Source organism: Arthrobacter sp. ISL-95 (assembly GCF_018613695.1).
Lineage (GTDB): Bacteria > Actinomycetota > Actinomycetes > Actinomycetales > Micrococcaceae > Arthrobacter.
Map to the genome: position 1 here is coordinate 82476 of NZ_JAGGPR010000005.1, position 18469 is coordinate 100944.

At 62.6% G+C, this 18469-nt stretch carries 19 protein-coding genes; 13 read left to right on the top strand and 6 right to left on the bottom strand.

The genetic code is table 11. The features are described 5' to 3' along the window. The first annotated feature begins 20 nt into the window (after positions 1–20). Together J7I86_RS06540 and J7I86_RS06545 are read left to right on the top strand one after the other, a co-directional pair. Complete coding sequence (locus J7I86_RS06540; RefSeq protein ID WP_214819578.1) at positions 21–662, top strand: Poxvirus protein I5; 642 nt, start codon at positions 21–23, stop codon at positions 660–662. Positions 663–699: 37 nt separating this feature from the next. Next, complete coding sequence (locus J7I86_RS06545) at positions 700–1980, top strand: MFS transporter (protein ID WP_214817755.1); 1281 nt, start codon at positions 700–702, stop codon at positions 1978–1980. Between the two features lie 76 nt (positions 1981–2056). On the opposite strand, the gene J7I86_RS06550 is transcribed toward J7I86_RS06545, so the two are convergent. Beyond that, positions 2057–4156, bottom strand: a complete 2100-nt coding sequence (locus J7I86_RS06550; RefSeq protein WP_214817765.1) for a DUF6807 family protein — start codon at positions 4154–4156, stop codon at positions 2057–2059. Between the two features lie 267 nt (positions 4157–4423). Here J7I86_RS06550 and J7I86_RS06555 point away from each other — a divergent pair, with 267 nt between their 5' ends. The 4 genes from J7I86_RS06555 to J7I86_RS06570 all read left to right on the top strand — a co-directional run bounded on the left by J7I86_RS06555 (position 4424) and on the right by J7I86_RS06570 (position 7453). Next, complete coding sequence (locus J7I86_RS06555; RefSeq protein WP_214817767.1) at positions 4424–5443, top strand: acetylxylan esterase; 1020 nt, start codon at positions 4424–4426, stop codon at positions 5441–5443. Positions 5444–5663: 220 nt separating this feature from the next. Beyond that, a complete protein-coding gene (locus J7I86_RS06560) occupies positions 5664–6806 on the top strand; it encodes a 3-deoxy-7-phosphoheptulonate synthase (RefSeq protein ID WP_286179442.1) in 1143 nt (380 codons plus the stop codon). Between the two features lie 171 nt (positions 6807–6977). Beyond that, positions 6978–7190, top strand: coding sequence for a helix-turn-helix domain-containing protein (locus tag J7I86_RS06565; RefSeq protein WP_214817770.1), 213 nt, complete (start codon positions 6978–6980; stop codon positions 7188–7190). A gap of 164 nt (positions 7191–7354) precedes the next feature. Next, the gene (locus tag J7I86_RS06570) at positions 7355–7453 is read left to right on the top strand and encodes a 30S ribosomal protein bS22 (protein ID WP_003792170.1); all 99 of its coding nucleotides are present in this window, start codon (positions 7355–7357) and stop codon (positions 7451–7453) included. A gap of 197 nt (positions 7454–7650) precedes the next feature. Here the strand turns inward: J7I86_RS06570 and J7I86_RS23070 are convergent, their stop codons facing one another. Then, positions 7651–8229 carry a DUF559 domain-containing protein gene (locus J7I86_RS23070; RefSeq protein WP_309476678.1) on the bottom strand — a complete coding sequence of 193 codons (579 nt, stop codon included), beginning with the start codon at positions 8227–8229 and terminating at the stop codon, positions 7651–7653. Between the two features lie 505 nt (positions 8230–8734). Then, complete coding sequence (locus J7I86_RS06580) at positions 8735–9598, bottom strand: HAD family phosphatase (RefSeq protein WP_214817775.1); 864 nt, start codon at positions 9596–9598, stop codon at positions 8735–8737. Positions 9599–9732: 134 nt separating this feature from the next. Between J7I86_RS06580 and J7I86_RS06585 the strand changes: the two genes are divergently transcribed. Together J7I86_RS06585 and J7I86_RS06590 are read left to right on the top strand one after the other, a co-directional pair. Then, positions 9733–9987 (top strand): glutaredoxin family protein, encoded by a 255-nt coding sequence (locus J7I86_RS06585; protein WP_214817777.1) that lies wholly within the window; start codon positions 9733–9735, stop codon positions 9985–9987. Between the two features lie 77 nt (positions 9988–10064). Continuing rightward, a complete protein-coding gene (locus J7I86_RS06590; protein ID WP_159736347.1) occupies positions 10065–10772 on the top strand; it encodes a redox-sensing transcriptional repressor Rex in 708 nt (235 codons plus the stop codon). Positions 10773–10811: 39 nt separating this feature from the next. Here the strand turns inward: J7I86_RS06590 and J7I86_RS06595 are convergent, their stop codons facing one another. The 3 genes from J7I86_RS06595 to J7I86_RS06605 form a co-directional block, all read right to left on the bottom strand. Further along, on the bottom strand, positions 10812–11582 hold the full coding sequence (locus J7I86_RS06595; protein ID WP_214817779.1) for a hypothetical protein: 771 nt from the start codon (positions 11580–11582) through the stop codon (positions 10812–10814). 262 nt (positions 11583–11844) lie between these two features. Next, the gene (locus J7I86_RS06600; protein WP_214817788.1) at positions 11845–12567 is read right to left on the bottom strand and encodes a hypothetical protein; all 723 of its coding nucleotides are present in this window, start codon (positions 12565–12567) and stop codon (positions 11845–11847) included. 257 nt (positions 12568–12824) lie between these two features. After that, on the bottom strand, positions 12825–13376 hold the full coding sequence (locus J7I86_RS06605; protein WP_105690418.1) for a YceI family protein: 552 nt from the start codon (positions 13374–13376) through the stop codon (positions 12825–12827). Between the two features lie 207 nt (positions 13377–13583). Between J7I86_RS06605 and J7I86_RS06610 the strand changes: the two genes are divergently transcribed. Genes J7I86_RS06610 through ccsB form a run of 5 tightly spaced genes read left to right on the top strand, consistent with a single transcriptional unit; the run spans position 13584 to position 18399 of the window. Next, on the top strand, positions 13584–14249 hold the full coding sequence (locus tag J7I86_RS06610; protein ID WP_214817791.1) for a histidine phosphatase family protein: 666 nt from the start codon (positions 13584–13586) through the stop codon (positions 14247–14249). 4 nt (positions 14250–14253) lie between these two features. Next, a complete protein-coding gene (locus J7I86_RS06615; RefSeq protein WP_214817794.1) occupies positions 14254–14859 on the top strand; it encodes a TlpA disulfide reductase family protein in 606 nt (201 codons plus the stop codon). Between the two features lie 5 nt (positions 14860–14864). Next, positions 14865–15620: a cytochrome c biogenesis CcdA family protein gene (locus J7I86_RS06620; RefSeq protein WP_141281222.1), complete on the top strand. Its 756-nt coding sequence runs from the start codon at positions 14865–14867 to the stop codon at positions 15618–15620. Continuing rightward, positions 15620–17332, top strand: coding sequence for a cytochrome c biogenesis protein ResB (locus J7I86_RS06625; RefSeq protein WP_214817797.1), 1713 nt, complete (start codon positions 15620–15622; stop codon positions 17330–17332). The genes J7I86_RS06620 and J7I86_RS06625 overlap by 1 nt, the downstream gene beginning before the upstream one ends. Then, positions 17332–18399 carry a c-type cytochrome biogenesis protein CcsB gene (ccsB, locus tag J7I86_RS06630; protein ID WP_214819581.1) on the top strand — a complete coding sequence of 356 codons (1068 nt, stop codon included), beginning with the start codon at positions 17332–17334 and terminating at the stop codon, positions 18397–18399. The genes J7I86_RS06625 and ccsB overlap by 1 nt, the downstream gene beginning before the upstream one ends. The last annotated feature ends 70 nt before the right edge of the window (positions 18400–18469 follow it).

Sequence of the window (18469 nt, forward strand, 5' to 3'; positions counted from 1 at the left end):
GGACAAAGAAAATGAGCACCATGAACGCCACAGGCAAGTCGTCGCCGACCCCCGGGATTCCGGTCAACCGCTTTGCCCTCTTCGCCGAGACCATCCTGGCGGGAGTCATCGTGCTCCTCCTTTCCATCCCTTTGATGACGGCGCCGGCTGCCTATGCGGCCGGCGTCGCCCACCTGGAAAGGCACCTCAGCGGCAGGGATGATTCCCTCCGCAGCCTGTGGGCTAATTTCCGACGCGCCCTTCCCGGCAGTTGGAAGCTGGGAATCACGACGGCGGTAGCCGCCGTCGTGATTGTCCTGAACCTGTTGCTCGCACTGGTGGGGCAACTGCCCGGCCGGGCGATGATCCTGCCCGCCACGTTGATCCTGGCCGCAGCGGGGGCCGTGCTGTTCCTGCGGATCGCCGCCAACTGGAGCGGCGGAGTGAACTGGAGCGGTGAGGCCGGTCAGGAACCCGCCGACGTTCCCGGCCCGCAGCGGTGGGCGCAAGCCTACTCGCAGGCCAAGGCCGACGCCCTGCGCGACTGGACCGGTACGCTTCTCTTGCTCGCCGCGGTCTTCATGGCCGTCGTCTTCGTTTGGATGCTGCAGGCCTTGTTCGTGATCGTTCCCGGAACCTTGGTCCTGGCCGCCGCCGCCATCAAAATCCGGTCCAATCGTTGAAATCTGACCCAACCCGCTGAATCGAGCAGAACACTCCGTGTCTCCGCGCCCGTTCCCACTGCGCCCCAAATCCACCACCCCGCGTGCCCGCGCTGCGGAAAGCTGGCATTACCCCCTAAGGCACCACAACTACCGGATCTTCGTCACCCTCTCCCTCGTAGGAAGTGGCGGGGTGTGGATGCAGCGGCTCGCCCAAGACTGGCTGGTGCTGCAGCTCACGGGCAGCCCGGCCGCAGTTGGCGTCGCCGTTGCCCTTCAATTCCTCCCCATGCTGGTGGTGGGTCCCCTCAGCGGAGTGCTGGTGGACCTGTTCCCCAAACGCCGCATTCTCCTGGTCTGCCAGTCCGTCGCCGCGTTGCTGGCCGCGGCTCTGGCCGTTTGGAACGCGATGGGCGGCACGGACGTCTGGGTGGTTTATGCCTCCTGCATTGCCCTGGGAATCACCAGCGCGATCGATGGACCGGCTCGGCAGGTGTTCGTCAACGAGGTAGTGGGCGATGCCGGACTGCCCGCCGCAATCGGTCTCAACAGTGCCATAGGGCAGTTGGGAGCCATGGCCGGCCCGGCGCTGGCAGGCGTGGTCATCGCCCATTCAGGTCCGGCAGCTGCCTTCGCTGCCAACGCGCTGATTGGCGTAGCAGTCCTGGTGATGATTGCCTCCATCAGGCCGGGTGAACTGCATCATTCTCCCGCAGCGCACGATCCCACCGCCCGGAAAGGCCAGGTACTCGCCGGCTTCCGGTTCGTCATCGCTCGTCCGCCCCTGCTGCTGACCATGCTGCTTGCGGGCTTGCTGGGAGCCTTTGGCATGAACGGACCAGTAGTCCTTGCGGCGTTCGCGGACGGAGTGTGGCACAGCGGTCCCGCAGGCTTTGGGCTCTTCAATACTGTCAGTGCATTGGGGGCACTGGCAGGTGCGCTGGTGGCCACCCGGATCAAGCGATTTGGGCGGAAGGGGATCGTGGCCAGTGCTGGTCTGTTCGGCCTGACGCAGGCTCTCGCTGCCTTGATGCCCACGCAGGAATGGTTCGTGGTGATGCTCATTGTGGTGGGCTTCATGACCCTGGTGTTCCTCACCAGCGCAGCAACCGCGGTGCAGCTGGAGGCCGGCGCCAGTGTGCGTGGCAGGGTCCTCGCACTGTATTTCCCGCTGCTGCTGGGCGGCCACGCTTTGGGCGGCTTGCTGGCCGGGTGGCTTACGGAAGACTTTGGGGTCCGCACCGGACTGGTGGTCACGGGAGCGTTGGGCATGGTCTCGGCGGCCGTGATTGGTTTCCTGCTCTGGCGCTACTCGGCCCGCCGCTCCGCTCGCGCCTAGCCGCCTTCCCACAGATCCGGCCCTTGTTCGTCCTCCTCACCGTTGAAGGGTGAGGAGGACGAACAAGCGCGGGAAACTACGTCCCGACGCTGCCCACCAGAGCCTGGATCTCCGCTGCATCCAGGGTTCCGTCGCTGATCCACACCGTATTGGTCCGGGTAAGGGATTCGCCTGCTGCCAGCTCAACTGCTGTATTCCAGGCCAGTGCAGAAGCCACTGCGGGGTAGTCGCTGCACCGCACGAACCAGGGGTCCGCCGACTCCAAAGGTGCGCCGAACACCAGAGTGGCAGGGCCGCCGTCGAACTCTCCCGTCCAAGCGAGCCACGGCGTCACCGAGCCGTGCACGGAAGGCTCGCCCTCGGCTGTGGAGGAGAAGACGCGCGGGGAAGCATTGACAGGCAGGCGCCAAAAGAAGCCGCCATAGCCGCTGCCCGCGGCACCATGTGAACCAGGGCTACCCAAGGAAACATCCACGACGGCGGTGAGCCGGGTTTGGATGACGAGTCGCCAGGTGCGCTCATCCAAGACAGTGCGGGCCAGGGTGCGTTGCTCTTTGAGGAGGAGGCCGCCGTCGGCCCCGAGCCAATCAAGTTGGAGCGTGGTGAGATCTCCTTCGCGGGAGGCATCTGTGGTCTGGATCCTCCCGTGATCCTTCAAATCCACGTACTTGCCCGCTGATTTGCGGTAGCTGCGGCCGCCCCAGAAATTGCTTCCGTTGACGTCCTGCAGTTCGAATCCTGCTCCCAAGTGCCACACATGGTCCGAGGGCAGATGGTCCGTGACCACTATTCCGGCTGCTGTGGTCACCGGGTGCAGGTAGGGGCGCGGGGAGAGGTCCGGCTCGAGGTTGCTTCCGGAGCGGAGGACCGCGGTGGCCTTGCCGGGCTCGGCCTTGCCGGGCTCGGCGTTGCCGGCGTTGAGGGCAGCGGCTTCGGGGGAGAAGAGCGCCTCGGCGCCAGCGGTGATGGGCCGTGCCCAGGGAAGCCCCAGCTCGGAGAAGGTGGCGTGGGCGCGGGTGGCGCGTTCCAGGATGTCCTCGATGTTGGGGATCACTGCATGTGCTTGATCGCCCGTACCCACCCAATTCACGCATTCCGTGGGAATCAGGGCAGGTGCCTCTGCTGTTCGGATGGCTTCCAGAACACGCATGAATGCGCCGCTGTGATCGAGCGGGCTGAGCAGTGAAGTGCCTTCGGACAGGTGCTGGAGGAGGTTCTCGGTAAGGTCTTCGCGCCCGAAGGAGTGGGTGGTTTCGCCGGCCTCGGTGCGAACCGTCACGCGATCCTCCGTGTAGTGGAAAACTGCCGTGCCTTCAGTGCCGTGCAGCATGACGTAGGGTTCCACGGATTCGGTGGCGCAGAGCGTGAGGGCGCACGTGATGGGCAGGCCGTTCGTGGTGCGCAGGCGGATCACGGAGGTGTCGTCCGCTTCGATGTCGTTGGCGCGGTAGAGGTCGGTTTCTACCGAGGCCAGATCCCCTGCTGTCCGTGCTCCCGCGATGCGGAGTGCCGTGGCGATCGCGTGGGCCAGCGGGTTGGTGGCCACGCCATCCACCACATCCGCGCCATCGAGGCTGCGTTTACCTGCCCAGCGCGACCGCTTGTAATAGGCGCGGTCCCGGACCCAGCGGCCCGTGGCGGAGATCCCCTTCAAAGTGCCGATGCCAGGCAAGTCCTCGGAAGGCTCCCCGGCGGCCAGCCTTTCCAGCGCTGCCAGGGCATGGGAACCGAGACTCTGGAACCCGATCTGGACACTCCGGCCGGCCTCCGCCGCCGCTTCCTGGAGGAGAAGGAAGTCGCTCATCGAGGCTACGGGAGGCTTCTCCAGGTAGAGGTCCGCCTCGGAAGCCAGCACGGCCAAGGCCAAGGGGGCATGTGTCTGAATGGGAGTTGCCACGATGATGACGTCCGGTTTGTGGTCGCCGGCCAGAAGCTCGTCAAGGTTTGCGTGGACGGCTGTGCTTTCCGGCAGGGCTCCGAGGGCCGGCGGATTCGGGTCAGCCACTGCTACAAGGTCAACAAGGCCTTTGTCCATGAGCCGTTCGAGGTTGCGGAGGTGATGCGTGCCGAAGCCGTGAACCCCCACCAGGGCGATCCTGGCGGGCCCGGTGCTGAGTTCGCCCGCAGCCGCGAGGCGTGTTGGACTGCTGGCGGACTCGGTGGAAGCGGTGTCCATGGCTCTCCTAAAGCTGGCGCGGCAACGATGGCGCATGACGCCGTCGTCCAGGTATTCACAAAAGTGTTCGAGCGGGTTTAGGCTACACCTCAGCAAGCGCTTTCCCGCGATCGACTGTGTTTAGTTTAGCCTGACCCTAGCCGAAATGTAACGATTCAAGATGAGCCCGCTTCAGGTTTCCTATGACATAGGATGTCCTCTGGTTGACCCTGGTATTAGCGGCTCACCCGAACCAGCCACTCAGACCCACCTGAACCGGAATGGACCATGCCCCTCTTTGACCTTCCCCTTGACCAACTCCGCAACTACTCCTCCACAGCCGTAGCACCAGCAGACTTTGAAGAGTTCTGGGATCGCACCATTGCAGAGGCCCGCGGGCTCCCACTCAATGCCGTGTTTGAACCCGTGGACAACTACCTCAGCGTGATCAACACCTTCGATGTCACGTTCTCCGGCTTCGGGGGAGACCGTATCAAGGGCTGGCTGCATCTACCCGCCCAGCTCCACCCGGGGGAGCAGCTTCCCGTGGTGGTGGAGTACATCGGATACTCCGGCGGGCGTGGCCTGGTCAACCAGAACACCCGTTGGGCTCAAGCCGGTTACGCGCACTTCATCATGGATACGCGCGGGCAAGGCTACGGCGGGGTCTCCGGAGACACTCCGGATCCGCACCCGTCGGCCGGTGGCATCAACTATGCGGGCCTCATGACCCGGGGCGCCGATCACCAGGACAACTACTACTTCCGCCGGGTCTACGTGGACGCCTTCCGTGCGGTGGAAGCGGCACAGAGCCATCCCGCCGTCGACCCCTCACAAGTGGTGCTGACAGGCGTCAGCCAGGGCGGCGGCATCACTGTTGCTGCTGCCGGGCTGACCGCTGGAAGGCTCGACGGCGTTATTGCCGCGCTGCCCGATGTCCCCTTCCTGCAGGACTTTCCCCGCGCGATCGACATCACCCCGCGTGGTCCGTACCCGGAGATCGCCGGATTCCTGGGCCGGCACCGCGAGAAATATGAGCCCATGCTGGCAGTCCTGAACTACTTTGACGGCGTCCACTTGGGCCGTGCCGCCACCGTTCCTGCACTGTTCTCCGCAGCGCAAATGGACGATATCTGCCCTCCCTCAACAGTGTTCGCGGGGTTCAACAATTACGGCACCGGCTCCCGCGCCCAAACTGGGGCGCCTGAGAAGGACATTGAGGTCTACCGCTTCAACAACCACGAAGGCGGGCAGGAACACCACTGGATCAAGCAGTTGCAGTTCCTGCGCAAACTACTGTCATGTTGATAGACGAGATTTGCCCGCGGTGAAGAACCCTGGTTATGGTGTGGCTATGACTAAGCGTTGGTATGCGTATTTTTCGTTGGCTCTGGAGGGGCCCGCGTCTAACTGACACGCATCCAACTTTCCTTCAGAGCCAACAGGGCAGAGATTATTCTCTGCCCTTCGCCATATCCGGCGGGTTCTGAAAAGGGGCCCGCTCCGCATCCCGGAACAGGACCCAGAAATGACCAGCATCGCCGCAGAACCCACCGAATCGCTCGACTCTCCTTCTGACGCGACTCGACCCGCCACCTCCAACCTGCGGGTGGCCCGCTTCGAGCCACTTCCGGCTCCGCAGGACCTCATCGCGGAGTTGCCGCTGGACGGCCGCTCAGCCGCCGTCGTCGACCGTGGCCGTGACCAGGTCCGCGCCATCATGGACGGCGTGGATGACCGCCTCCTGGTGATCGTTGGGCCGTGCTCCATCCACGATCCCAAAGCCGGTCTTGAATACGCGCGCCGGTTGGTCAGCCAGGCCGCGAAGCACAAGGAAGACCTGCTGATCGTCATGCGGACCTACTTCGAGAAGCCCCGCACCACCGTTGGCTGGAAGGGCCTCATCAACGATCCCCACCTGGACGGCAGCCACGACATCGCCGCCGGCCTCCGTGCCGCCCGTGGCTTCCTGAAGCAGGTCACCGCCTTGGGTCTGCCCACTGCCACCGAATTCCTGGAGCCCATCAGCCCGCAGTACATGGCCGACCTCGTTTCCTGGGGTGCCATTGGCGCCCGCACCACGGAAAGCCAGATCCACCGCCAGCTCGCGTCCGGGCTGTCCATGCCCATCGGCTTCAAGAACGGCACCGACGGCGATCTCCAGGTGGCCATCGACGCTTGCGGCGCCTCCGCCGCGGAGCAAGCCTTCCTGGGAATCGACGACGACGGCCGCGCGGCACTCGTGGCCACCTCAGGCAACCCGGATACCCACGTGATCCTGCGCGGCGGACGCAAGGGACCCAACTACTCTGCCGATGACGTTGCAGCTGCTTCCGCCAAGCTAGCCTCCAAGGGGCTGAACCCGCGTTTGATCGTGGACGCCAGCCACGCCAACAGCGGCAAAAGCCACCACCGGCAGGCTGAGGTTGCCTTGGAAATCGGCGCGCAGCTCGAAGCGGGGGAGACCTCGCCTATTGCCGGTGTCATGCTGGAGAGCTTCCTCGTGGGAGGCGCGCAGAACCTGGATGTAACCAAGCAGCTTTCCGGGGAGCAGGAGCTCGTCTACGGCCAGAGCGTCACTGACGCCTGCATGGAGTGGGACGTCACGGCCTCGGTGTTGGAACAGCTCGCGGCGTCGGCGCGGAAGCGTCGGGCCGTGGTGGCGGGCTAGGGCGGATAGCGCGGGCGAGGGCGGGTAGCGCGGGCGAGGGCGCGTAGCAGGCCCTTTCACATTGGCCCCATCAGCCTCTAGAGTATCTAGCACATGGTTGTTTGATGGCTCAGCATCGGCACACCGTTCCACTGGGGTGTCCTACTGTCTGAGAGCAAAGGAATATGGGAAATGTCTGCGGAGACTAACTTCTCGAATGCGCGTTTCATGACGGTGGCCGAAGTGGCCGACGTCATGCGTGTTTCCAAAATGACCGTGTATCGCCTGGTCCACTCAGGGGAAATGCCCGCCGTGAGGTTCGGCCGTTCCTTCCGGGTCCCTGAAGAGGCTGTTGCCCAGTACCTCAAAGGTGCTGTGGTTGACGGACAATCCGAGACCGCCTGAGACCTGCCATGGTCCGTCCTCCGGACCATGGTCATGGGGTGCCCCTTTGAAGCGGTACTCTGTTAAGGAACGTTTTACGTCAATGTAAGAATCTGTCAGTTGTACTGTCTGCTTCCGCGGATCGGTTCCAACAGACAGGAACTTCTAGTTTGTAAGGAACTTTCGTGGGTTCAGTTATTAAGAAGCGCCGCAAGCGTATGGCCAAGAAGAAGCACCGCAAGCTGCTTCGCAAGACTCGCCACCAGCGCCGCAATAAGAAGTAGAGATACTTTATCAAGCGTGAATGCCCGTTGCCTCTCGAGGTGGCGGGCATTTTTGCATCCCCACGCTCTCTCACATCCCTCGGGTTGGACCCGTTCCTCTCTCACATCCCTCGGGTTTGAACGCGTTCCTCTCTCACATCCCTCGGGTTGGAATCCGATCCTCTCTCACATCCCTCGGGTTTGGACCCGTTCCTCTCTCACATCCCTCGTGAAAAGCCCGAGCTGACGGAGGGATCCCGCCATGCTGATCGCAGGGCGCTCTTAATCTTCTGCGTGGCTGACGAGAATTTGTCCGCTAAGTCGTCCTTTCCGAATGTGAGAACCGTCCAACCTGCTGCTTCAAATGCTTTGTCGCGACGCCGATCGCTAAATATTTGATCCTGCTCGAGGTGATGACCGCCGTCGTACTGAATCGCTACTCGCCGGTCACGGAAGCCCAGGTCCGCGGACGGGGAGAACGGGTCGTTCTGCCGGAGTTTAACCTGTAGTTCGGGTTCGGGGATGCCGGCGTCCAGCATAGCCAAGCGGAGCAGGGTCTCAGGCGCCGAATCGGCGCCCAGTCGCATGAGATCCAGTGCTTCTCGTGCCCGAACAACGCCCTGAAAATTCTTGTGTCTATTTACCAGCTTGCGAAGAGCCTCGAGAGTAGAGAAGGGTGTCTCGCGTTCTTCAAACTCCGGCCGGGGAATTCGAATGAGTTCGTCACCCATGCAAACGAGGTCGGGGACCGGCAGGCGTCGTGCGAGATCCAACCAGGTCCGCGATCGAGTGCTCATCCTCATGCCTTGGACGTGTTCAATGTCGTCATCGGAGGCTATTACCGTGTGTCCGATCACTCCTTTGCGCCGAACAGACGGGAGATGCCTGGGCTTGCTGAGGTGCAATTCGTTCGAATCTGACAACCAGGGTGGAAGGCATAGGCCATGGAGCCTCGCGGCCGTTACGTGCGAGATCCAGGCACCCGGAGTTACAGCTGAGAGCGATTTTGCGGCCGCCGACAGCTCGAAATCCCAGTCGGAAGGTCGGTAGACGCCTCGGCTAACTCCGTCGATCTTGACGCGATTCCAAAGGTGCGACTGCTTTAGGCCTGCAGCCTCGGCTTCGTCGAGGGTGAAGGGTGCAGTCGTCAGTCGGGGCGGAAGTGGGGCGGAATTCTGCATACCGGCATTCTTGCCCAGAAACGTTCGCGGCATCAGAAGTTATCCACAGGCTGGGTGATCGCCCCGAGGGATGTGAGAGAGCGCTGGGTTTAGACGCGAGGGATGTGAGAAAGCGCTGGGTTTAGACGCGAGGGCCGCGGAACTTTGAGAATCCGCGCCAAAGGCCGTAGACGGCTCCGCCGACGGTCGCAGCTTTCAGGCCAAGTGTTGCCGCGCGGCGTCCGGAACGGAAGTCGTAAACGGGCCAGTTGTTCTCACGGGCATGCCGCCGGAGCTTTCCATCCGGGTTGATGACCACAGGGTGCCCCACCATGGTGAGCAAGGGGATGTCGTTGGCGGAGTCGCTATAGGCCCAGCAATGGTCCAAATCCAGCCCTTCTCGATCCGCCACGAGTTGGACCGCGATTGCCTTGGCGGGTCCGTGCAGGATGTCGCCAACAAGCTTTCCCGTGTACATGCCTTCCTCCACCTCGCCCACGGTGCCCAAAGCGCCCGTAAGGCCGAGCCGGGTGGAAATGACTGTGGCTACCTCGATGGGCGTGGCCGTCACGAGCCACACCTTCCGGCCAACCCGGAGGTGTTGTTCTGCTAGCGCCTTGGTTCCCGGCCAGATCCGTGACTCGATCATTTCGTCATAGACCTCTTCCCCCAAGGCCTTGATGTCGTCCACGGTGATGCCCGCAGCGAGTGTCAGCGCGGAGTCGCGCACCGAATGGACATCATCCATGTTCTCGCCACGCATGACGAACTTGAACTGCTTCCAAGCGAATCCGGCGGCCTGGGAAAGAGTGAACGCCTTGCGCTCATACATTTTGCGGGCCACATGGAAGAGGCTTGCACCCTTCATCAACGTGTTGTCGACGTCGAAGAAGGCGGCCTCGCCAGCGTACTTCCGGGCGATGTCCGCATTGGCCGCGTCCCTTTGTACGGTGTCCTGCTGCACCAAGGCATCTGCGACCACGGCGGCGTTCTTCTCCTCGGGCATGCCTTGAGTCTAGTCAATCGCCGCGGCCAGCGTTGAGGACGCACGGGGGAGCCACCGAAGGGGGTGGGATGTGAGAGCGCGATGGTGGGAAGGGGGTGGGACGTGAGAGAGCGTGGGGCCGGTACCTTTGAGACATGGCAATTCCCGACGTCGTTCTCCTCACTAAAGCTGACTGCCACCTCTGCACGGAGGCGCGCGCCGCCGTCGAGCGCGTCACAAAAAGTCTCGGCGTGCAATGGACCGAGCAGAGGATTGACGGCGACCCCCAACTGCAGGAGCGCTTCGCTGAGGAGATTCCAGTGGTGCTGGTGGACGGTGTCCAGCGCGATTTTTGGAAGATCGACGAGGAGCGGCTTGCCCGGACCTTGAAGAAAGTCCTGGAGGGCTAAGGGGTGGAATTACCCGCAAGTAACGGCTTTTGTTGAGTCCGGCCGGGGGTCATAGAGTGGAACAACAAAGCGACGCAATGGAGAATACCGTGACTGCGCTGGAACCGTCCCCGGAAGCAACAACCGGAGACAACGAGCCTGCCGCCAAGCAGATCCCGCCCGCGGCTGTGGCCCGGATGACTCTCTATTTGCGCGCGCTCAACTCCCTGCTGGCCGAAGGCGTTGAACGGGTTTCCTCTGAAGCCTTGGCGGAAGCCTCGGGCGTCAGCTCATCCACGCTCCGCAAAGACGTCTCTTACGTCGGCTCTTACGGAACCCGCGGCGTCGGCTATGAAGTCCAGTACCTGAGCCGGCACATCGCGGCGGCCCTCGGTCTGACCCACGACTGGAAGGTCGCAATTGTGGGTGCCGGTAACCTCGGCAAAGCCCTTGCCCGGTACGGCGGCTTCGAGTCACGGGGCTTCGACGTAGTAGCCATTTTCGACGCCGACCCCATGGTGATTGGCAACGAGGTGGGCTGGTTGCGGGTCAGCGACTCCGCCGAACTTGAACGGGTCCTGGAACGAACCCACACCAACATGGTGGTGCTGGCGCTGCCCGCCACGGTGGCCCAGGCTGTGTGCGACCGCGTCATTGCCGCCGGAATCCGAAGCATCCTCAGCTTCGCCCCTGTACTGCTGCAGGTCCCACCGCACGTCAACCTTCGCAAGGTGGACATGGCAACCGAGCTCCAGATTCTTGCCTACCACGCACAACGGGCGCAGACACCGGGCCAGGCTGTTTAGCCTTCGCCGGGTCCGCGCCCGCGTTGTGTGTAAGCCTGTTTAGCGGCCGTAGGGGTTCTGGTAAGAGTTGCCGAACGGCTGCGCCTTACGGAAATACGGTGCCGACGCCGGCAGGTACAGCAGGACTATACCGGCAATTCCCAGCAGGGCGGCAAGCGTCGCGAGACTCAACGGCACCAGCATGAAGATGGAGATTGCGGCCAGTACTGTTCCAAGGATTCGTGCCCAGTTGCGGCCCTTGCGGACATTGAGGGCAACTAAGGCATAGAGCCCGGCCCCGATGATTCCGACGGCCACCATGATGCCTACAAAGACGCCCTGAACGTCCTCGAACCTCACATCACCTGCACCGCCGGCTGCCATCTGGTCCTCAAACATAGCCCGCGTTGCGGGATCGCCGATGGCTGCGATGGAAATGATGATGGAGATGAGCCAGACAGCCGCGGCACCAACAATCAGCCAGAAACCAATATTGACCATCTGCGGGATGGTGGTGGGTCCGGGCTGCTGGCCCGGCCAGCTGGTGTCCTGGCCGTATTGCGGAGCTGTGGGGGGCTGGCCGTACGGGGAAGACTGCTGGCCGTACTGCGGTGCGGCGGGGGACTGCTGGCCGTACTGCGGCGCAGCGGGCTGTCCTGCAGGTGACTGCTGGCCGTACTGCGGTGCGGCGGGGGACTGCTGACCGTACTGCGGCGCGGCGGGCTGACCATACTGGGGTGCCGGGGGTTGCGGTGCAGAAGGCTGGGAGCCGTTGGTCTCGGGCTGGTTGGTATCGCCCGGGTTTGACGGCGGGTACGGAGGGTTGCTCATGGCATTCCTTTGCTTGTTCGACTGCTGGTGCGGCCGCCGGGATCAGCAAATCGACCCTGCCCCCAGCGTGGTTCTGCTTCCACCGTACCTCCCGGGTCCGACGCTGAAGACGATCACACGCAGGTATTTCACACTGGCAGGAAAAATCATCATGTGGGCTTACGCCTTCATGATGAAGGCCGCGGGAACCCGGAGGTTTCAACCGCGGCCTTCAGCACGCATTTTTCGCCGGTAATGCACGACGACGGTAGTCGGCTAGGTGTCAGGCGTGACCCTTGACTGCCTTGAACCAGAGCTGCGAATTAGGCAGCCACATCATCACCACGGCTACAGCGCTGACCAGGAAGCCGAACCAGTTGCCACCCAAGCCCATTCCGGAGCCGCCACCACTCGCTGCTCCGAAGATGGCCAGCAGGAGGGAAATGCCGGCAAGGATGGTCAGGGCGAGGCGAGCCCACTCTTTGCCTTCCTTCATCTTCATGGCCAGGACCACTTGCGCGGCGGCGACGGCCAGGGTGAGCAGGAGGAGGATCAGTGCGATGGCAGCGAATCCTGGTGCGAACGCGAAAGCGGCGATCACGGCGAAGAAGGCGATGAGCCCAAACAGCAACCCGAGGAGTCCGGAGATCACCCAGATGAAGTAGGAGACCTTCAATTCAGTGGGCAGGCCTTGGGTTTTGAACATTCCCGAGAATCCGCCTTGGGGCATGACGTCGTTAAAACTTCGTGGGCCGTCGGTGGGCATTTCGAAGTGGAATCCAGGCTGGCCGGGTGTTGGCTGGGAGGGTCCGGGCTGTGAGTATTGGCCCGGTTGCGACGGCGGCTGGTAGCCCTGCGGAGGCTGGTAACCCTGGGGCGGTTGGTAGCCCGAGGGAGGAACGTTGCCGGGCTGCGGAGCTTGGGGACCCGCAGGAGGAACATTGCCGGGCTGCGGAGGCTGGGCGCCGGGCTGCTGTGGCTGTGGTGTTTCGTCTGGGGTACTCATGGCATCACTTTAGACCGCAGGTTGAAGGATGCATAGGAAATTCGGAGCTAACGCGCAGCTAAATACAGGCTTTTCACCGAACAATTGCGGGGTGACTTCTCCATATGCGAAACGGCGCCCCCACAGCGTGAACTGTGCAGGGCGCCGTTTGGCGTGCTTGGCCCCGGAACAGCCTCTTGTTCGTCACCCTTCGCGTTGTGCGGTGGGGATGGAGAACAAGGGCGGGACCGGCGGACCCGGGCCGGTAGTTAGAAGGACTACGCAGCGGCCGGTGCGATGAACGCGAGCTCGAGGTTGATGACTACCTTGTCGCTGACCAGGACGCCACCGGCTTCGAGGACGGCGTTCCAGGTGAGGCCGAAGTCCTTGCGGCTGATGGTGGTTTCACCGGAAACGCCGGCGCGGGTGTTGCCGAAGGGATCCACGGCCACGCCATTGAACTCGGTCTCGATGGAAACTTCCTTGGTCACGCCCTTGATTGTGAGATCGCCCACGAGGTCGAAGCTGTTTCCGTTGGCCTTGACGTGACGGGACACGAAGGTGATTTCGGGGAACTTCTCTACGTCGAAGAAGTCTTCGCCTTTGACGTGGCCATCGCGGTTGACGTCGCCGGAGTCAAAGCTGGCGGTCTGGATGGTGGCGGTGACCTTGGAATCGGTCAGGGTTTCGCCAACTTCCAAAGTGGCCGAGGCGTCCTTGAACTGGCCGCGGACCTTGCTGATGCCTGCGTGGCGGACGGTGAAGCCGATTTCGCTGTGCGAAGCGTCGAGGGTCCAGGTGCCGGTGGTGACGGAAGCGGGGAGAGTCATCATGGTGTTGCTCCTATATCGAGTGGTGGGTACTGCTTGCTTGCCTGGTCGAGTTCATTGCTTGAAGCGTCAACCGAGCTTCGTACCCAGTATAAACATGCATATGCATCTTTTATTCCAACTCCACGGAACATTTCAGGAAAACTTTGAGTTCTACTAGCGGTAGAAGATTTCGGATCGCCCCGCTTCTTTGAGAAACTGGTAAACATGCCCCAAGCAACTGTCCACCTGCTTCGCCATGGCGAGGTCCATAATCCCGACGCTGTCCTCTATGGCCGGCTGCCGGAATTCCACCTCTCCGAACGGGGCCGGGAGATGGCCCGGATGCTGGCGGACCACTTCACGGCCCGCGTCAGCCAAGGTGCCAAAATCGTGCATTTGGTAGCCTCGCCGCTGACCCGCGCCCAGGAGACGGCCATGCCCACGTCCGAGGCGCTGAATCTGGAGATCACTACAGAGCCACGCATCATCGAGGCCGAGAACCACTTTGAGGGACTTCACCCCATTAAGAGCGAGTTCCTGAAGCCCAAACACTGGATCTACTTCCGCAATCCTCTGCGGCCTTCCTGGGGCGAGCCTTACGCGGAGCAGGCTGCCCGTGTGCTGGCGGCGGTGGAGGATGCGCGCGTGAAAGCAATCGAACTCGGTGGCGACGGTGCCGAGGCCATCCTGGTCAGCCACCAGCTCCCCATCTGGTCAACGCGGTTGACCGCCGAGGGCCGCCGACTGGCGCACGATCCCCGCAAGCGCGAGTGCACCCTCACCTCCCTGACATCCCTTACCCTCGACGACGACGGCAAGATCGTACGCGTCGAATACACCGAGCCTGCTGCCGTGCTGCTCCCCGGCGCGGCGAGCACCCCGGGGGCATAGAAGCATGGACAACAATGTTTCACGTCGCGGCGTACTGACCGCCGGTGGAATCCTCTTGGCAGGACTGACCATGGGCCTGTCCGCGTGCGCCCAGGAAGACTCCCTCGCCAAGCAAGCCAAGGCGGGCGATAACAAGAACTACGTGGCCGGTGACGGATCGGTGACGGAGTTCGCCAAGGCAGACCGTGCCGCTCCCGTGGCGCTCAAGGGCACTCTGTTCAACGGCGGTACAGTCAAGCCGGAGGACCTGCAGGGCAAGGTCACGGTGCTCAACTTCTGGTTTGCCGCCTGCGCTCCGTGCCGCATCGAAGCGCCCCAGCTTGAAGCCCTGCACCAGGACTTCAAGGACCAGGGAGTCCAGTTCTTCGGCGTCAACCTGCGCGACGAAAAAGCCACCGCTGAGGCCTTTGACAAGACCTTCAACATCACCTACCCGAGCTTCGATGACAAGGACGGCGCAGTGCTGCTGTCCGTGTCCGGCATTGTCCCTCCGGGTGCAGTTCCCACCACCTTGGTCCTGGACAAGGAAGGCAAGGTTGCCTCCCGCGTGCTTGGCGAGATCGAGAAGAGCACCCTGAAGGCCCTCATCACCTCCGCAGTGGCCGAGTAGCACCCATGAACAGTCCTTTCGCCGAGACGATCCTCAACGGATCACTGCTGCTGGCTGTGCCGGTGGCATTGCTGGCCGGGCTGGTCTCATTCCTTTCACCGTGCGTGCTGCCGCTGGTCCCTGGTTACCTCGGTTACGTCACGGGACTGACCGGCGTCGACCTCCAAAAGCAGCGGCGTGGCCGCATGCTGGCCGGAATAGGGCTGTTTGTCCTGGGTTTCTCGGTGATTTTTGTTCTCCTTGGCGGTGCCTTCGGGCAGCTTGGAACGCTGCTGACGGGTCCACAAAACGCTTGGATCACACAACTTCTGGGCGTCCTGGTGATCATCATGGGAGTGGTGTTCATGGGCGGTTTTGGCTGGCTGCAGCGTGACGCGAAGATCCACGCCAAACCGCCGGCAGGCTTGTGGGGCGCGCCGCTCCTGGGACTGACGTTCGGATTGGGTTGGGCGCCCTGTATTGGTCCGACGTACTCCGCGGTACAGTTGCTGAGCTTGTCCGGCGGTTCGTCGGCGGCCAAGGGAGCTCTCCTGGCGTTCGTTTACAGCCTTGGCCTTGGCATTCCGTTTCTCCTGATTGCGCTGGCTGTGCGCCGGGGCATGGGAGTCATGTCCTTCTTCCGCAAGCATCGGCTGGCCATCCAGCGGATCGGCGGGGGCATCCTGATTTTGCTCGGCATCCTGATGGCCACCGGCGTGTGGGGAACCTGGGTTACCGAGTTGCAGTACTGGTTCCAAAACGATGTGAAGTTGCCAATTTGATGAGCGAGTCCGTGAAAGCCAAGAAGAAGTCACCAGCCGCTGAAAGCACTGACACAGCGGAAGGAAAACTCCAGCAGGCCAAGTCCGAGGCAGCCCTGCCCGCGCTTGGTTTCAAGGGCATGCTCCGGTGGTCCTGGACCCAGCTGACCAGCATGCGCACGGCTCTGTTCCTGTTGCTCCTGCTTGCCGTTGGCGCGGTGCCCGGTTCCCTGTTCCCGCAGCGGCCGGCCAACCCGGTCACGGTTACCGACTGGATCAAGAACAACCCCACAACCGGCCCATTCCTGGATGCCCTCCAGATGTTTGACGTTTACTCGTCGGCCTGGTTCTCGGCCATCTATATCCTGCTCTTCATCTCCTTGATCGGCTGTGTCACTCCGCGCGCCATCGCCCACTACAAGGCCATGAAGTCACAGCCGCCGCGCACCCCCAAGCGCCTTTCGCGCCTGCCGGAGTACGGAACCATGGCACTGCCCGCCGACGCCGGGATCCCGGCGTCGAAGGCCATCAACGATGCCGCCGGGCTGCTCAAGAAACGCGGCTACCGCGTGGAGGTCAGGGACGTCGACGGCGCCCTGCCGTCCTTGGGTGCCGAGCGCGGCTTCCTGAAAGAAGTGGGCAACCTGGTGTTCCACACCTCCCTGATTGGGGTTCTGGTGTCCGTGGCCATTGGTGGCTTGTACGGGTACAGCGGTCAGCGGATCCTGGTGGAGGGTGACACGTTCGTCAACACCCTGGTGGGCTATGACCAGTTCACGCCGGGCACCAACTTCCAGAGCAGTTCGCTCCAGCCTTACTCCATGCAGTTGGATAAGTTCCAGGCCACGTTCGATCGCGGGGAGTCTCCAGGCAAGGCCGGACAGCCCATCGATTACACCGCTGAGGTGACCACCAAGGAATCCCCGGATGCTCCTGGCAAGAAGGAAACCTTGAAGGTCAACGACCCCGTTTCCCTCGGCGGAACCAGCCTTTACCTCACCGGAAACGGCTACGCGCCCATGGTCACCGTCAAGGATGGCGAAGGCAACGTTTCCTTCCAAGGACCCGTTACGGCCAAGGTCCAGGGCGACAACTATTACTCCTCCGTGGTCATCAAGGTCCCGGACGCCAAGCCGGAACAGCTCGGCTTTGTTGGCTTCTTCCTGCCCACAGCGTTCGCTTCCGAGAACGGCACTTCCTTCAGCGCTTCCCCGGAACTCTTCAACCCTCAGCTGAGCCTGAATTCCTTCTACGGAGACCTCGGCTTGGACAAGGGCGTGCCCCAGAACGTGTTCGAACTGGACGTCAAGGACCTGAAGCCGCTCAACGCCCGCGACCTCGCGGCAGGCGGCATCACCTTAACACCCGGGGCCACCGTGGATCTGCCCGACGGTAAGGGCAGCATCACGTTCGACGGCGTCAAGAAGTACATAGGCGTGGACATCCACCACAACCCCGGCCAGCTGTACGCGCTGATCTTCGGATTCCTCGCAGTCGCCGGTCTGGTCATGTCGCTGTACATCAACCGCCGCCGCGTTTGGATCCGCACCGGAACCCACTCCGACGGCCGCACCATGGTGGAGTACGGCCTGCTGGCTCGCGGTGAAGACCACCGCCTCGCCGGCGAAGCAGCAGCCCTCCGCGAAATCTTTGCCCGGGAATGGAACATCCCGGAGACGCCGGACACCGCTACAACAACAGCAGGATCTTCCTCAACCTCGAAGGACCAGTAATGCCCGTCATCAACGAAACCCTGGGCCAGTACAGCGAGCTGTTCATGCTGTTGGCCGCCGGCACGTACACCGTGGCGTTCATCGCCTTTGCCTGGGATCTGGCCAAGAGCAGCAAAGTGCTTCGCGCCGTGGACCAGAAGGCCGCGGCCAGCACCGCCGACCACAAGGTGACGGTTGCTGCAGGCCGCGTCGCGGCTGGTTTGGGAGGCGCCGACGCCGGTGGGCCGGCCGGCCGCGCAGAGCGTCCGACGTCGGGCCTCACCGTTGAGGGCGGGACCGCCGCCGGCGACATGAAGTACGGGGGCGAACGCCGTGCCCCTGCCCGTGTGGCCGTGGCGCTGACGGTTCTGGGTGTCCTCAATCATGCGGCGGGCGTTGTCACCCGCGCGTTCGGTGCAGGCCGCGTTCCGTGGGGCAACATGTACGAGTTCCTCACCACTGGTGCCTTCGTAGCCGTTGCTGTCTTCCTGGTGGTCCTCATCCGCCGCGACCTGCGCTTCCTTGGCACGTTCGTGATCGGGCTGGCTATCATCATGCTCGTGGCCGCTTCTGCTGCTTTCTGGACTCCGGTGGGCCACTTGGTTCCGGCGCTGCAGAGCTACTGGCTGATTATTCACGTCTCCATCGCAGTGCTCTCCTCTGCACTGTTTACGCTGACGTTTGCCATGTCCGTGCTGCAGCTGTTGCAGTCCTACCGCCAGAAGAACCTTGCTGCCGGGCGCAAGGACAACCTGGGCTTCATGCGCCTGGTTCCGAACGCGCTGAGCCTTGAGAATCTCTCATACCGGATCAACGCGATCGCCTTCATTGGCTGGACGTTCACCCTCATGTTCGGGGCGATCTGGGCAGAAAAGGCTTGGGGTCGCTTTTGGGGCTGGGACCCCAAGGAAGTCTGGACCTTCGTTATCTGGGTGGTCTACGCGGGCTACCTGCACGCTCGTGCCACACGTGGTTGGACCGGAACGCGTGCAGCATGGTTGTCGATCGTTGGCTATGCCTGCGTCATTATCAACTTCACACTCGTCAATACGGTTTTCAACGGTCTGCATTCTTACTCGGGGCTCTAAGCCGCGGCACCGCCGTCTTGACCCCCTGAGCAGGGGCTTTACTCCTCATGCGGAGGGTGGTCTTGGGAAA

What these genes read in the sequence shown, in the direction of transcription:
- J7I86_RS06550 (WP_214817765.1), bottom strand. Translation starts at nt 4,156, where the DNA reads ATGGACACCGCTTCCACCGAGTCCGCCAGCAGTCCAACACGCCTCGCG.
- J7I86_RS06580 (WP_214817775.1), bottom strand. Translation starts at nt 9,598, where the DNA reads ATGCCCGAGGAGAAGAACGCCGCCGTGGTCGCAGATGCCTTGGTGCAG.
- J7I86_RS23070 (WP_309476678.1), bottom strand. Translation starts at nt 8,229, where the DNA reads ATGAGCACTCGATCGCGGACCTGGTTGGATCTCGCACGACGCCTGCCG.
- J7I86_RS06590 (WP_159736347.1), top strand. Translation starts at nt 10,065, where the DNA reads ATGGAGAATACCGTGACTGCGCTGGAACCGTCCCCGGAAGCAACAACC.
- J7I86_RS06540 (WP_214819578.1), top strand. Translation starts at nt 21, where the DNA reads ATGAACGCCACAGGCAAGTCGTCGCCGACCCCCGGGATTCCGGTCAAC.
- J7I86_RS06555 (WP_214817767.1), top strand. Translation starts at nt 4,424, where the DNA reads ATGCCCCTCTTTGACCTTCCCCTTGACCAACTCCGCAACTACTCCTCC.
- J7I86_RS06585 (WP_214817777.1), top strand. Translation starts at nt 9,733, where the DNA reads ATGGCAATTCCCGACGTCGTTCTCCTCACTAAAGCTGACTGCCACCTC.
- J7I86_RS06600 (WP_214817788.1), bottom strand. Translation starts at nt 12,567, where the DNA reads ATGAGTACCCCAGACGAAACACCACAGCCACAGCAGCCCGGCGCCCAG.
- J7I86_RS06610 (WP_214817791.1), top strand. Translation starts at nt 13,584, where the DNA reads ATGCCCCAAGCAACTGTCCACCTGCTTCGCCATGGCGAGGTCCATAAT.
- J7I86_RS06620 (WP_141281222.1), top strand. Translation starts at nt 14,865, where the DNA reads ATGAACAGTCCTTTCGCCGAGACGATCCTCAACGGATCACTGCTGCTG.
- J7I86_RS06605 (WP_105690418.1), bottom strand. Translation starts at nt 13,376, where the DNA reads ATGACTCTCCCCGCTTCCGTCACCACCGGCACCTGGACCCTCGACGCT.
- J7I86_RS06615 (WP_214817794.1), top strand. Translation starts at nt 14,254, where the DNA reads ATGGACAACAATGTTTCACGTCGCGGCGTACTGACCGCCGGTGGAATC.
- J7I86_RS06565 (WP_214817770.1), top strand. Translation starts at nt 6,978, where the DNA reads ATGTCTGCGGAGACTAACTTCTCGAATGCGCGTTTCATGACGGTGGCC.
- J7I86_RS06625 (WP_214817797.1), top strand. Translation starts at nt 15,620, where the DNA reads ATGAGCGAGTCCGTGAAAGCCAAGAAGAAGTCACCAGCCGCTGAAAGC.
- J7I86_RS06595 (WP_214817779.1), bottom strand. Translation starts at nt 11,582, where the DNA reads ATGAGCAACCCTCCGTACCCGCCGTCAAACCCGGGCGATACCAACCAG.
- ccsB (WP_214819581.1), top strand. Translation starts at nt 17,332, where the DNA reads ATGCCCGTCATCAACGAAACCCTGGGCCAGTACAGCGAGCTGTTCATG.
- J7I86_RS06560 (WP_286179442.1), top strand. Translation starts at nt 5,664, where the DNA reads ATGACCAGCATCGCCGCAGAACCCACCGAATCGCTCGACTCTCCTTCT.